The sequence below is a fragment of the Schaalia dentiphila ATCC 17982 genome, assembly GCF_000154225.1.
Taxonomy (GTDB): Bacteria; Actinomycetota; Actinomycetes; order Actinomycetales; family Actinomycetaceae; genus Pauljensenia; species Pauljensenia dentiphila.
This window is the reverse complement of sequence record NZ_DS264586.1, coordinates 1000502-1014205: the sequence shown is the minus strand read 5'-3', so window position 1 is coordinate 1014205 and position 13704 is coordinate 1000502. Positions and strand designations below refer to the sequence as shown.

General features: G+C 65.6%; 11 protein-coding genes. All 11 read right to left on the bottom strand.

What is annotated here, in order from left to right; translation table 11 throughout:
* Window positions 1-48: 48 nt before the first annotated feature.
* Entirely contained in the window at window positions 49-1212 is a 1164-nt protein-coding gene (locus ACTODO_RS04320; RefSeq protein ID WP_244262572.1) for an MBL fold metallo-hydrolase, read from the bottom strand.
* A 69-nt stretch (window positions 1213-1281) separates the two neighbouring features.
* A complete protein-coding gene (locus ACTODO_RS10935; protein WP_003791833.1) occupies window positions 1282-1554 on the bottom strand; it encodes a hypothetical protein in 273 nt (90 codons plus the stop codon).
* A 112-nt stretch (window positions 1555-1666) separates the two neighbouring features.
* Window positions 1667-3541 (bottom strand): cell wall-binding protein, encoded by a 1875-nt coding sequence (locus ACTODO_RS04310; protein ID WP_050749178.1) that lies wholly within the window; start codon window positions 3539-3541, stop codon window positions 1667-1669.
* Between the two features lie 75 nt (window positions 3542-3616).
* Entirely contained in the window at window positions 3617-4249 is a 633-nt protein-coding gene (gene mobA, locus ACTODO_RS04305; protein WP_003791829.1) for a molybdenum cofactor guanylyltransferase, read from the bottom strand.
* Window positions 4240-5064 carry a HesA/MoeB/ThiF family protein gene (locus tag ACTODO_RS04300; RefSeq protein ID WP_003791827.1) on the bottom strand — a complete coding sequence of 275 codons (825 nt, stop codon included), beginning with the start codon at window positions 5062-5064 and terminating at the stop codon, window positions 4240-4242. Before ACTODO_RS04300 ends, mobA begins: the two co-directional genes overlap by 10 nt.
* Before the next feature lies 1 nt (window position 5065).
* On the bottom strand, window positions 5066-5485 hold the full coding sequence (locus tag ACTODO_RS04295) for a molybdenum cofactor biosynthesis protein MoaE (protein ID WP_034512051.1): 420 nt from the start codon (window positions 5483-5485) through the stop codon (window positions 5066-5068).
* Window positions 5486-5586: 101 nt separating this feature from the next.
* Entirely contained in the window at window positions 5587-6582 is a 996-nt protein-coding gene (locus ACTODO_RS04290; protein ID WP_003791825.1) for a MoaD/ThiS family protein, read from the bottom strand.
* Window positions 6583-6884: 302 nt separating this feature from the next.
* A complete protein-coding gene (gene narI / locus ACTODO_RS04285; protein ID WP_003791823.1) occupies window positions 6885-7661 on the bottom strand; it encodes a respiratory nitrate reductase subunit gamma in 777 nt (258 codons plus the stop codon).
* A gap of 5 nt (window positions 7662-7666) precedes the next feature.
* On the bottom strand, window positions 7667-8356 hold the full coding sequence (narJ, locus tag ACTODO_RS04280) for a nitrate reductase molybdenum cofactor assembly chaperone (RefSeq protein WP_003791821.1): 690 nt from the start codon (window positions 8354-8356) through the stop codon (window positions 7667-7669).
* Window positions 8353-9903 (bottom strand): nitrate reductase subunit beta, encoded by a 1551-nt coding sequence (narH, locus tag ACTODO_RS04275; protein WP_003791820.1) that lies wholly within the window; start codon window positions 9901-9903, stop codon window positions 8353-8355. Before narH ends, narJ begins: the two co-directional genes overlap by 4 nt.
* Entirely contained in the window at window positions 9903-13673 is a 3771-nt protein-coding gene (locus tag ACTODO_RS04270; RefSeq protein WP_003791817.1) for a nitrate reductase subunit alpha, read from the bottom strand. The genes narH and ACTODO_RS04270 overlap by 1 nt, the downstream gene beginning before the upstream one ends.
* Between the last annotated feature and the right edge of the window lie 31 nt (window positions 13674-13704).

Below are 13704 nucleotides of genomic sequence, written 5' to 3'. Positions count from 1 at the left end.
ATGGAACGAGGCCGCGGCGCGCGCCACGGCCTCGTCGTGGTCGGAAGGTCATCCCCGGCGACGCAGGAGTGCCACGCCTCCGGCAAGAACGACCAACAGCACGCCACCGCTGATCGCCCACCACCGGGTCGAAGACGGCGTCGACGAGCCGGACACAGAGGTCACCGTACCGTCGGCTTCCTTCTGCTCGATGAGGGCGCCGGTCGCGTCGAAGTGGTACGAGACGCCATCAATGTCGAGCCACTGGTCGGCCACGGCCGAGGCGGAATCGTTGAAGTAGTAGCGCCTGCCCGAGGGGCCGTCGTACCAGCCGGTGGTCGCTGTGGGGCGGCCCGCCTTGAACCACCAGGCGCACGGAGTCTCGGTCTCGTACTCATGTCCCCACTCGGAATTCTCAACGCCGCCGTAGGTGATGCCGTCGTCACTGAACTCGCAGATCAGCGCGGGCACCTCGACCGAGTCCCAGATGTCGCCCATCGGGAACCACTTGGTATCCCCGTGGATCACCAGGAAGGACAGGCGGTCGGGGCTATCGTCGGCCTGCCCGGTCTGGATGATCGCGCCGGGGTGCAGCTTGGCCATGAACGAGACGGAGTTTGAAGACTCTGCACCGTGGTGGCCGGCCTTGAGCATATCGACCTCGCCGACCTCATCGGCGATGCGGTCCTCGAAGCCGTTGGGGGTCTCCCAGTCGGACTCGGTACTCATGAGGTCGGCGGCCAGGAAGGCGGTATGCCCGTTGGCGCTGACCTTCACGCCCCAACCCATGAGGTTCGCGTCGCTCGTGCCGCGCGTCTTGTAGTATTCGTCGGCGTCGAAGGGGATCATCTGCAGGTCGGCGCCGCCCAGCGTGATGTGGGTGTTGTAGCCGTCCGTGCGCTGAATGAAGGTGGCACCGTAGCTGTCCACTGCCCAGTTCGCAGTGGTCACGAGGTGGTCGTACACGTACTGGTTGTCCCACAGGCCGTTCTCGTCGGTGATCCAGGCGTCGGAGTATTCGGGGCTGAGGATGATCTTCGGACGATACTTGTAGATGATCTCGTCGGCGTTGGCAATGTGGTCGGAGTGGGCGTGGGTGCCCAGGTAGAAGGCCACGTTCGTATCATTGACGCCCTGGTCGTCGAGGTACTGCAGGAGCCATTCGGTGCTGGTGTTCGTGGCTGCGGCCGTGCCGGAGCGTACGGGGTAGCGCGGGTCGGAGCCGTCGGGCAGGTCCGAGTCCTCGCCGCCGTCGATGATGCCGTACCAGCCGCCACTCTCGATGAGGATTGCGTCAGACGATCACGAGGACAGGACGAAGATCTTCGTCTGCTCGCTCGTACTGGACGCGAAGGTCAGGGTGGAGGCGCTCACGGACGAGGCCTCGACGGACTTCGAGTTCGCCAGTGCGAGGGTCGTACCGGGCACCCAGGACGAGCCGGACTGAGAGTCCGACTGGGCCCCGCTCTGGGCGTCGTCAGCGCGGGCGGTGCCGACGAGGGTGAGGGACGAGGCTGCGGCGGCCGCGACGGTCATCGTCAGGGCCGCTGCGAGGCGGGCACGAAGGAACGTCATGAGTGGCCTTTCGCTCAGGATGTGTCCCCTCACACTACAACCGGCAAGCGCCGCCCACCTGCGTCAATACGCGGCGGGCGGCGCTTAGTGAGGATAATCGCCGAGGCCTCAATCAGGAGGCGTAGCCGACCCAGCGTCCCGACAGGGAGAAGGTCGAGGAGCGACCGTCGATCTCCTGCGTACCGGTGGCCATGGCGCCCGTGTCACCCAGGTAGTACCAAGCGCCACCGTCCAGGATCCAGCCCGTGGCCATGGCACCGCTGCCGGTCAGGTAGTACCAGGTGCCACCGTCATTCATCCAGCCGGTGACCATCGCGCCCGACGAGTTTAGGAAGTACCACTGACCGCCGATCTGTTTCCATCCGGTGACCATCGCGCCGGTCGTTGCGTCCAGGTAGTACCAGGAGCCCGCGTCATAAAGCCAGCCCGTGGCCATGGCGCCGCTGCCACTCAGGTAGTACCAGTTGCTCCCACTATTCATCCAGCCCGTGGCCATCGCCCCCGAGGAACGCAGGAAGTACCACTGACCGTCAATCTGGGTCCATCCTACGGCCATCGCGCCCGTCGCGTCCATCCAGTACCACTGGCCGCCGTCATACACCCAGGTGCTGGCCTCGGCGGAGGGCTTGCCGGCGAAGTAGTACCAGGATCCGCTCGACCCCTTCCACCAGCCGGTCGTAGCCGCGGGTCGGCCGCCCTTGAACCACCAGGCGCGTGGATTTTCCAGGCCGTACTCATGCCCCCAGGACGCGGCGGACAGATCGTTGTATGAAATGCCGGAAGGGGCGAAAGTCGCGATGAGCGAGGGAATGTGCCCGCTCGACCAGAGGTCCATCATCGGCACCCACGACGAATCTCCATGAATGACGCTCTCAGTCAGATTGTCGGGGATGTACCACTCCGGCCCGGTCTGGGCGATCATGGAAGGACTCAGTGCCTTCATGAAGGCACTCGAATTCGAGCTCGGCAGGCCATGGTGACCGGCCTTGAGCATGTCGACGTGCCCAACAATCGGAGCAATACGGTCCTCGTAACCACCACGAGTCTCCAGGTCGGCGGCCAGGTAGGCGGAATGCCCGAAGGCACTCACCTTCGCGGTATATGCGATGAGGTCCGCATCGCGCACGCCGGTCTTCTTGTAGTTTTCAGCCGGATCCGTGGGGATGATCTGAACATCCATATCACCCAGCGCGATGTGGGTGTTGTAGTCCTTGATGTTCTGCACGATCGAGGCTCCGTACGCGCCCTGAGCCCATCGCGCGGCCGCCATCATGTTGTCGTAGACCCACTGGTTGTCCCACAGGCGGGACTTATCCGTAATCCACGCATCGGAATACTCGGGACTGAGAATGACCTTCGGACGGAACTTCTTGATGATCTCATCCGCGTTGTCGATGTGGTCGGAGTGCGCGTGCGTTCCCAGGTAGAACGCGAGGTTCGAGGAGGTGACGCCATGGTTGGACATGTAGCCAAGCACCCAGTCCGTATCACCGAGAGCAGCATTAACAACTCTCTCTCGCAGCGGGTAACGCGGATCCTTGCCATCCGGAGCCCCAACACCCTCCGCGCCGTCGATCATGGCGAAGACGCCGCGAGACTCGAGCAAGATGGCGTCCGCCGAACCCGTCGTCGTCAGGATATGAATGCGGGTGGGGCCATTCGTGCCGGGGAAGGTGTAGACCTGCGCGTCGATGCCGTCCACGCTTTCTTCCTCGGACGAGACCGTGGCCTCGTCTGCGGAATCCGCGGATTCGGCGGCATCGGACGCATCAGCACCGTCCGAGGCCGCACGGTCCTGCGCGGTGTCGGGGGCGGAAACGCCGGAGTCGGAGCTCGACGCATCGAGGTCGGTAGACTCCATGTCGCCATGCATGTTCTGGCCATCTGTCGGAGCGGCGGCAGTGGCGGGAGCGAGGGAGGCGACAAGAATTCCTGACAGCACTGCCAGTCCGAGTCGCTGCCACAGTTGTCCGTGACGAAGATTCATGAGCACGCCTTAAGTGGGATGGGTCACTAGATACTTACTAGCTAAACCTACACCCAAAAGCACGTTACTGACAAATCAATTGCTCAGAAATGTCTCCCACCAGGCCACATCCTCAGGGGTATCGATGTCCCTGCAGACGTCAGCGCCCACACTCACCCGCTCGACGTCGAGGGCGCGCAGCACCCGACGAACCCCCACGCCCCGAACCGAGCCGTAGGCGGCCACGGCCTCGTCGATGGCGCGGCGCAGGGGGGCGGCCCGGTAGACGCCCATCAGGTACTGGTCGAAAGGCTCGGGGTCCCCGCCCCGCACGATGCGCCCCTCGACCCCCTCCCTCAACGCGGGTTCGAGGAGAGCGGGCAGGAAAGCACCCACGCCTGGAGCATCGACGGAAACAACCACGACGAGGACGTCGTCGCCGACGCTCAGCGCGCGCAAGCCCGCGTCGATACCGGCCAGCGGGCCGCCGCCCGGCGGATCCTCGAGGGTGCGTGCGACGCCATCCGGGACGCGCACACTGGGCGGCACGACAGCCACGCAACCCGCAGCGCACGCCTCCGTCAAGACCCCGCAGACGCGGTCGATCAATCGCACGCCACCCAGCATCAGATCCGCCTTGGAGACGCCACCCAGGCGCTCTCCCCCACCGCCACCGACGACGATCGCAGCGACGTCAGCGCGCGGCGCGGCCACGGGGCTCAGCCCCACGGGGCGAAGGTCAGCACGTCGGCGCGCTGCGTCGCCGCATCCGTCATGAGGACGCGCCCGATCAGCGGCTCACCGAAGCCCACCAGCAGCTTGATCGCCTCCGTCGCCATCGCGGTGCCCGCCTGGCCGACCACGGGACCGAGCACGCCAACCTTCGGCGAGGCCGGGGTCGTCCCGGGGGCAGGCTTGACCGGGTGCAGGCTCCGCAGCGTCAGCGACGGCACGGGGGCCGGTGCCGCAGACCAGAACACGCTCACCTGGAAGGCCATCGACACGACCGTGCCCCACACCAGCGGAACACCGGAATCTGCGCAGTAGTCCGCCACCAGATACTTCGAGTCGAAGCTATCCGTGCACTCGACGATCAGGTCCCACTCGCGACCATGTTCATCCAGCCACTCGCGGGTCACGTGCCCGTAGCGCTCAAAGCGCACCGAGGAATTCAGCCCGTTCAGGTGACGCACCGCGGAATCCGGCTTCGGATCCCCCACGTCACCCTCACCATGCAGGAGCTGACGCTGAAGGTTCGACACCTCGACCACGTCGGAATCGCAGATGCCGATCGTCCCGATGCCCGCCGCCGTCAGGTACAGGAGGACGGGGGAGCCGAGGCCGCCCGCGCCCACCACGAGCACGCGTGCGGCCGCCAGGCGCGCCTGGCCGGCCTCGCCAATACCGGACACCAGCCAATTGCGACGGAAACGTTCCAGCGCAGGATCCCCAGCCTCGTACGGGACGGGCTGATTGATCAGCGGAAGCGCGACGGTGCGCCCCGAGACGGCCGCATCACGGGAATAAGGATCGCCGATCGTCATCTCACAGACCCGACCAGTTGTGCGAACCGTCAGTCAATTCCTGCTTCTTCCAGATCGGGAGCTTCGCCTTCACGTCCTCGACGATGGTCTCAACCGCACGGAACGCCTGCGCGCGATGCTCGGCCGCGACGGCAACGACCATCGCGTCCTCGCCGATCTCCAGATACCCCACGCGGTGCCACGCGACGATGCGGTGCACTCCCGGACGATCCTTGAACTCCATGACGATGTCCCGCAGAATCTGCTGCGACGAAGGGTGAGAGGAATACTCGATCGCGTCCACGCTCTCTCCGCCGTCATGGTTACGCACCACACCAATAAAGGACGCCACAGCACCACACGTATCCCGACGTGCGCTATCAATCAGCGCGCCAGTATCCAGCGGCTCATCGGTGATGCCGGTTGCAATCTCAGCTGACATGGGGTCCTCCAGGGACGGGGGTGTCTTCCCCTTCATCTTACGAGGGAGCGGTCAAAATTATTCTACAACCCTGACCGCCCCACACAAATGACTAAAAAATCTCACCCGCCAGCGAACGGAGGCAGCACGTCGACGCGCGCGCCGGGCGCAAGCTCGGCATCCAGACGAGCGGAGCGCTCGTTGACCAGGTAGCTCGACACGGCGAGGATTCGCTCCAGCTCAGGGCTCTCTGAGCTGAGCTGATCGATGAGTTCACCCAGGGTCGCGGGGGTCTCGTCGGAGGGCAGTTCACGCATATACCCACCGGCCGCCTCGGCTGCGCCACCGAAGAAGTGAAGGGTCGTCGACAGCGGCTTCGGGTTCGCCTCATCAAGCCGTCGAATATAGACGGTCAGACGCAGCGGATCGGACGGATCCGTCTCCAGTGACCAGGTGGCAAAACCCGTCGCCGTCCGTTCAAACACACGCTCGACAATACCCCGGCGCAGCTCAAGTGCCAGGTCGTCGGCAGTACCCGGCTCCGTAAACGGGCAGGCTGTCAGCACGACCGCCATCGGATCGGTCTCGTGCGGGATGGACGCAAATCCCATGGCGTTCATGAACAGGCGCACCTTGCCCAGATGGGCAGCAATATTGAAGGTGTCGCGCACGGGACGACGGTTCGGGTTATGGCTATGATCAGGCACCGCCATCGTCTCGAGAGCCGCATCCGCCCAACGCGAGCCAATCTCACGCACCGAGGCCGCCGGATCGTCCGCGTCAACGCGCAGCCACGCCAGCAGCGACGAAGTGAGCTGGTGCAGCATCTGCGCCGCAAACGAAGGATCCGCCGGGGTCATCGTCGAATACCCCAGAGCGGGACGGCCTCGCCTCGACGAGGGAAGCTGCTGCTTCTCGACCAAACCGAGGACAAAGAGGCCCTCGAGGGTTTCACGGACGCTCGACACGTGCAAGCCAGCTTCCTGAGCCAGCTCCGCCACGGTCACGGGCGTCACATGGTGCGAGATGCGCTCCAACAGCGCATGCTGCGCAGGGGTCAACGCCGCCATAGCGGCGAGCGTTTCAGCCAGCGGCCGAGCGCGGGAGGTATCACTCATGACATATCCTCTCTCCCTCATAATCAGCGGAAATACCCATGACGGACATCTCCAAACGGCAATAAAGCTGTTACCTTACTTACAAAGTGCGCTTTATTCTACCCATCACGGAGGGCCGCTTGCACGGCCAATGCCAGCAATCGGTCGCATTACGCAGGGCCTATTACTCGATTCATACCGATGAAAATGAGGAGACCCCGATAAAGACACGGGGGCGAGCATGCGCTCGCCCCCGGCCCTTGCGATCACCGCACCACGACCTCGCCCAGTGGGCGGGGAACCGCGGCGCTCACCGCCGTCAATCAGTCCGACATACCGCCGCGCGTCATCTCATGCGTGCGGTGCTCGTCGCGCGACCGGTAGATCACCGGGGGACGCGCCACGTAGCCGACCGGCGCGCTCACCGCGTGCACAAGGCGGGTGAACGGCCACACGCAGAAGAGCAGCAGGCCAGCGACGATGTGCAGCTTGAAGCTGACGGGCACGTCGACCATCAGATGCGCCTGCGGGTGCAGGTAGAAGATCGAACGGAACCAGACGGAGATCGTCTCGCGGTAGTCGTAGCCCTCGTGGCCACCGAGCACCTGGTTAAGCAGGGTCGCAGCCCCGCCCAGGAGCACCGGAATCGCCAGCATCACGTAGGTGACGATATCCATGCGGGTCGTCGCCACGCGCACCGACTTGACCACCAGGCGGCGGTAGATCAGCAGCGCGAGGCCGACGATCGTCATGATTCCGGCGATCGTACCGGGGATCGTCGCCGTCAGGTGGTACACGTGCTGGGGCACGCCGGCCGCCTCGGTCCAGGTCTTCGGGATCACGAGGCCGAGGACGTGGCCCATGAACACGAAGAGAACACCAAAGTGGAACAGCGGCGACGCCCAGCGCAGGATGGTCGGCTCATTCCACTGCGAGGAACGAGAGGTCCACCCGTACTGGTCGGTCTTGTAGCGCCACGCGAGGCCCACAATGAGGATCGCGAAGGACACGTACGGCAGGACCACCCACAGGGCAATGTCCAGGAAGGACAGCGACTGCGTCGCAGGTGCCGACGCGGCATGCAAAAGTGCGGATTCCATGAACGTTACCGTCCCATCGTTGAATCGGAAGTCGGGAAGGGCGTCGCGGACAGATCGCCCACGCCCACCAGTTCGGTGGGCGGCCCCTGGCTAATGAGCTTACGGAAGCCCTCAATGGTCTTTTCGTCCGGCTCGGGCAGCGTCGCGACCAGCGCGTCCAGCAGCGGCGCGTACGGGGAGTGGGCGGCGCGCAGCGCCGTGCGGATCACCTCGATACCCTCGCGGTTGGAGCGCAGAAGGCCCTCGGCCGTGCCAGTCTCGTCGAAGGCCGCGAACTCCAGGACCACCGGCAGGTGATCGGGCAGCTCCTCGCGTTCCATCTCGAAACCGGCACGGCGCAGGATCTCCTTGAAGGCCAAGATGGCCTGGCCGCGTCCGCGGGTGTCGCCGTGCGTGTAATACGTCAGGCCGAGCGCGCAGCGTCGGCGCTGATCGAACGTCTCCACGTAGGTGGTCTGCATGGCGCGCAGGCCAGCGGCGCGAGCGTAGCTCACGAACGAGGCCAGGGGCGCCGAGGCCGACTCCGGCAGGTCCGCCAGAGCCTCCTCGACCGCGTCCAGCTTTGTCTCGAAGTCATCCCCCGGATAGTCCAGGAGGACCGAGACCGCCATGCGCACGCCGCGCGCGTCCTGCGGATCCATCTCCGTTTCCGGAGCGGCCGTAGGAATACGCGGAATGCCGACGAAAGTACTCATCGAACGACCTCAAGGGGGAGCATCTGGCGTCCCTCCGGCGACGAGCCACCCATCGGGCGATTCGACGTGGCGGGGGCCAGGCCGTGGAAGGCCTCGACATCGTAGGACACCGGGCAGCCCTCGAGCTCCTTGATGCCGCGGGGCATCTCGGGGTGGGCGGTCGGGATGACGAAGCGGTCGTCGTACTTAGCGATCGACAGCAGTCGGTACATCTCCTTAACCTTCTCCGGGCTCATGCCCACGGAGGCCGGGATCTCCTCGTTCGTCGGGTTGTCGACGAAGACGTCGCGCATGTAGGAGCGCATCGCGGCGAGGCGACGCAGCGCCAACTCCACGGGTGCCGTGTCTCCGGCCGTGAACAGGCCGGCCAGGTACTCCATCGGGATGCGCATCTGCGAGATGGCGGACAGCAGGACCCTATGGTCCTCGCCGTCGGAACCGGTCGCGGTCACCTGGTCGACGACCGGGGACAGCGGCGGCACGTACCACACCATCGGCAGGGTGCGGAACTCGGGGTGCAGCGGCAGGGCGACCTCGTACTCGGTGATGAGCTTCCAGATCGGGGACTGCTGGGCGGCCGTGATCCACGAGTGGGGAACACCGTTGGCCTGAGCCTGGGCGACCACCTGCGGGTCGTTCGGGTCCAGCAGGATCTCGCGCTGGGCGCGGTACAGGTCGCGCTCATCCTCCTGGGAGGCGGCCCAGGTGACGCGGTCCGCGTCGTAGAGCAGCACGCCCATGTAACGCAGGCGACCCACGCACGTCTCCGAGCAGATGGTCGGCTGGCCGACCTCGAGGCGCGGGTAGCACAGCGTACACTTCTCGGCCTTGCCCGTGTTGTGGTTGAAGTAGACCTTCTTGTAGGGGCAGGCGGAGACGCACATGCGCCAGCCGCGGCACTGATCCTGGTCGACCAGGACGATGCCGTCCTCGGAGCGCTTGTACATCGCGCCCGAGGGGCACGCCGACACACAGGTCGGGTTCAGGCAGTGCTCGCAGATGCGAGGCAGGTAGAACATGTACGCGTCCTCGATGGTCTTAGCGACCTGGAGGTTCATCTGGTGCAGGACCGGGTCCTGATCCAGGGTCTCCATGGAGCCACCGAGGTCATCGTCCCAGTTCGGACCCCACTCGGGCTTGTCGATGTGCTCGCCCGTGATCTTGGACTTCGCGCGAGCCGTCGGGATCGCGCGGGAGTTCGCGGGCGCCTGGAGCAGCTTGTCGTACTCGTACGTCCACGGCTCGTAGTAGTCCTTCATGGTCGGCTGCGTCGGGTTCGCGAAGATCTTCGCGAGCGAGGCGACACGTCCGCCCTGACGGGGAACGAGGCGGCCCGTGGCGGTGCGCTTCCAGCCGCCCTTCCACTTCTTCTGGTCCTCCCAACCGCGGGGGTAGCCCACGCCGGGACGGGTTTCGACGTTGTTGAACCAGATGTACTCGGTGCCGTCGCGGTTCGTCCACACCTGCTTGCAGGTGACCGAACAGGTGTGGCAGCCGATGCACTTGTCGAGGTTCATCACCATCGCGATCTGAGCCATGACCTTCATCAGAACTGCACCTCCTGGGAGCGGCGGCGGATAACCGTGACCTCGTCGCGGTTATTGCCGGTGGGACCGTAGTAGTTGAACGCGTAGGCGAACTGCGCGTATCCGCCGGCCAGGTGGGTCGGCTTAATGAAGATTCGCGTCAGCGAGTTGTGCGTACCGCCGCGCTTGCCGGACCCCTCGTTCAGCGGGGTGTTGATCTGGCGATCCTGGGCGTGGTGCATGAACACCGTGCCCTCAGGGATGCGGTGAGAGACAACGGCGCGAGCCGACACGGTGCCGTTACGGTTCTTCGCCTCGATCCACTCGTTGTCGCGCACGCCGATCTTCTCGGCATCGGCCGGGCTCATCCACACCGTCTGGCCACCACGACCCAGCGTCAGCATGTACGGGTTGTCGTAGTACTGGGAGTGGATGGCCCACTTGTTGTGGATCGTCAGGTAGCGCACCGCGACCTCGGCCTGACCCGGCTGGCCGGGACGGTGGTCGCCGACGGGGCGCTCACCGTAGATGTGCGCCAGGTCGAGCGGCGGACGGAAGATCGGCAGGGACTCGCCCATGTCCATCATCCAGTCGTGGTCGACGTAGAACTGCGGGCGACCCGTGAGCGTGTGCCACGGCTTGCGGCACTCGACGTTCTGCACGAAGGCGCTGTAGCGGCGACCGCCGTGCTCGGAACCCGACCACTCGGGGCTGGTGATGACGCTGCGCGGCTGCAGGACGGTGTCCGCGTAGGTGATCTTCTTTTCTTCGTCGCCTTCGGCCAGGAACGCCATCTCGTTGCCGACGCGCTTTTCCAGCGTGCGGAAGCCCTGAACGGCCAGCGAGCCGTTCGTGGTGCCCGAGAAGCGCAGCGCCATGTTCGCCGCCTTGATGGCGGTGTCGCACAGGGGCGCACCCTCGCCGGCGTTGCCGTCCATGGGGGCACGGCCGTTGAGCTCGCCGAGCTGCTCGTACGCCTCCTGCACGTTGTACGCAACGCCCTTCGAGGCCAGGCCGGCCTTGAGCAGGAGCGGACCCATGCGGTCGAACTTGTAGCCAACCTGCGTGTAGTCACGCTCGATCGGGACCAGCTTCGGCATGGTCTTGCCGGGCGTCCACGTCTGCTCGGGAACGATGCCGTCCACCATGGTCATGGCGTCCGGGGAGTCGTGCCCCAGCGGGACCGCGACGACGTCCGTCTGGGTGTCCAGGTGGCCGGGGGCCATGCGGCCGACGAGGCGAGCCAGCGTCTGGAACACCTCGAAGTCGGTACGCGCCTCCCACGGCGGGTTCACGGCCTCGTCGAAGCAGTGCATGAAGGGGTGCATGTCCGTGGAGGACAGGTCGTGCTTCTCGTACCACGTGGCGGCGGGCAGCACCACGTCGGAGTGCAGCGTCGTCGAGGTGTTACGGAAGTCCGCGACCCACATGAGGTCGAGCTTGCCGGGGTGAGCCTCACGCCAGTTGACGGACGCGGGACGGTTGCCCTCTTCCAGCTCCTCGGCGTTGACCTCGTTGCCGGTACCCAGCATGTGACGCAGGAAGAACTCGGTGCCCTTCGCGGACGAGCCGAGCAGGTTCGTACGCCAGTTCGCGAGGATCTTCGGGACGTTGTGATGGGCGTCCGGGTCCTCGATCGCGAACTGGAGGCGACCCTCGCGCAGCTCCTGGGACACGTATTCCGCGGGGGCCATGCCGGCCTCGGCGGCCTCGCGGCCCAGCTGGGTCGAGCCCTTGGAGAACGTCGGGTAGCAGGGCATCCAGCCGCGCTGAACCGACTCGACGAGGGTGTCGACCAGCTGCTTGCCGTCCAGGTTCGAGGACTTGATCGGGTTTCCCATGGCCGAGGCCGCAGCACCGTCGTAGCGCCACTGGTCCGTGGTCATGTAGTACCAGCCGGTGGAGATCATCTGGCGCGGCGGGCGCGCCCAGTCCAGGGCGAAGGTGAAGGAGCCCCAACCCATGATCGGGCGGACCTTCTCCTGACCCACGTAGTGGGCCCAGCCGCCGCCGTTGCGGCCCTGGGTGCCACACATTTCCGTGAGCGCCAGGAACGTACGGTACATCTCGTCGGAGTGGTAGTAGTGGTTCGTGCCGGCGCCCATGAGGATCATGGAACGGCCCTGCGTCTCAACCGCGTTCTGCGCGAACTCGCGGCCGATCTTGATGGCTGCGGCGGCGGGAACCGACGTGAACTCCTCCTGCCACGCAGGGGTGCCCGGCGTGGAGGCGTCCATGTAGTCGGTGGGCCACTCACCCGGCAGGCCCTCACGCTCGACGGCGTACTGGGCGAGCAGGATGTCGAACACGGTCGTCACGAGGCGACCGTTGACGCGGCGCGCGGGCACGCCACGCTTCACGTAGCCGCCGCCGACCGAAGCCTGGCCGGGGGCCGCGGGCAGGTCGAAGCGCGGCAGGGCAATCTCGACGGCTTCCCACTCGTCCGTGTCCATGATGGACATGACGGGCTCGACGCCATCCAGGTTGAGGTTCCAGTGGCCGGCGCCCTCCTCACCGAAGCGATCGGCGAGCGTGCCGCCCGGGTCCTTGACCGTGCCGTCGGCCTCGATGACGAGGGGACGGAACTGGTTGTTCTCGGTGCGCTCGGTCGTGCCTGCGGGCATCTTGGCGGCCGTCAGGAACTTGCCGGGGACCAGGGTCGTCGGGGCGACGCCCTCGTGGGCACCCTCGCCGACCTCGTTAATCTCCACCAGGAACGGGGAGTCGGTGTAGCGCTTCATGTAATCGAGGAACATGGGCTCGCGCTTGCCGACGTGGAATTCCTTGAGGATGACGTGGCCCATCGCCTGCGCCAGGGCGCCGTCCGTGCCGGGCTGGACGCGCAACCAGTCGTCCGCGAACTTCGTGTTGTCCGCGAAGTCCGGGGACACGACGATGACCTTCTGGCCGTGGTAGCGGGCCTCGGCCATGAAGTGAGCGTCGGGGGTACGGGTCAGCGGCAGGTTCGTGCCCCACATGATGAGGTACTGCGAGTTGAACCAGTCGCCGGCCTCGGGCACGTCGGTCTGGTCGCCGAACACCTGAGGCGAGGCTGGAGGCAGGTCCGCGTACCAGTCGTAGAAGGACAGCATCGTGGCGCCGATGAGCTCGTGGAAGCGGGAGCCCGCACCGTAGGAGATCATCGACATGGCGGGGATGACCGAGAAGCCGGCGATGCGGTCGGGGCCGTACTGCTTGATCGTGTGCACGTAGGCGGCGGCGACGATCTCCATCGCCTCTTCCCACGACACGCGGACCATGCCGCCGCGGCCACGCTGCGACTTGTAGGCACGCGCCCTCTCCGGGTCCTCGACGACCGCGGCCCACGCGTCGACGGGATCCCCGAGGCGCTTCTTGGCCTCGCGGAACATGTCGAGCAGGACGCCGCGCACGTAGGGGTACTTAATACGGGTCGGCGAGTACTCGTACCACGAGAACGCAGCGCCACGCGGGCAGCCGCGGGGCTCGTACTCGGGCATGTCAGCGCCGGTTGACGGGTAGTCAGTCTGCTGGGTTTCCCAGGTGATGACGCCGTCCTTGACGAAGATCTTCCACGAGCACGAGCCCGTGCAGTTCACGCCATGGGTGGAGCGCACGATCTTGTCGTAGCTCCAGCGGTCGCGGTAGAAGGAGTCGCCGTCGCGGCCGCCCTCGAGGAAGAGCTGGCGCGCGTCGGCGGACGCCTTGCCGCGACGCAGCCACGAGCCGAGCGCGAACAGGGTCGCGCCGGTCGCAGGCTTGACCTCGCCGCCGTAGGTCGGGAAGGTCATATCGGATTCGAGATTCGTCATGGGGTGCTCCTAAGAGTCGATTGACGAGGCA

Coding starts and splice junctions, on each gene's coding strand:
- ACTODO_RS10935 (WP_003791833.1), bottom strand. CDS start 1,554: ATGACGTTCCTTCGTGCCCGCCTCGCAGCGGCCCTGACGATGACCGTC.
- ACTODO_RS04310 (WP_050749178.1), bottom strand. CDS start 3,541: ATGAATCTTCGTCACGGACAACTGTGGCAGCGACTCGGACTGGCAGTG.
- ACTODO_RS04300 (WP_003791827.1), bottom strand. CDS start 5,064: ATGACGATCGGCGATCCTTATTCCCGTGATGCGGCCGTCTCGGGGCGC.
- ACTODO_RS04295 (WP_034512051.1), bottom strand. CDS start 5,485: ATGTCAGCTGAGATTGCAACCGGCATCACCGATGAGCCGCTGGATACT.
- ACTODO_RS04290 (WP_003791825.1), bottom strand. CDS start 6,582: ATGAGTGATACCTCCCGCGCTCGGCCGCTGGCTGAAACGCTCGCCGCT.
- narI (WP_003791823.1), bottom strand. CDS start 7,661: ATGGAATCCGCACTTTTGCATGCCGCGTCGGCACCTGCGACGCAGTCG.
- narJ (WP_003791821.1), bottom strand. CDS start 8,356: ATGAGTACTTTCGTCGGCATTCCGCGTATTCCTACGGCCGCTCCGGAA.
- narH (WP_003791820.1), bottom strand. CDS start 9,903: ATGAAGGTCATGGCTCAGATCGCGATGGTGATGAACCTCGACAAGTGC.
- ACTODO_RS04270 (WP_003791817.1), bottom strand. CDS start 13,673: ATGACGAATCTCGAATCCGATATGACCTTCCCGACCTACGGCGGCGAG.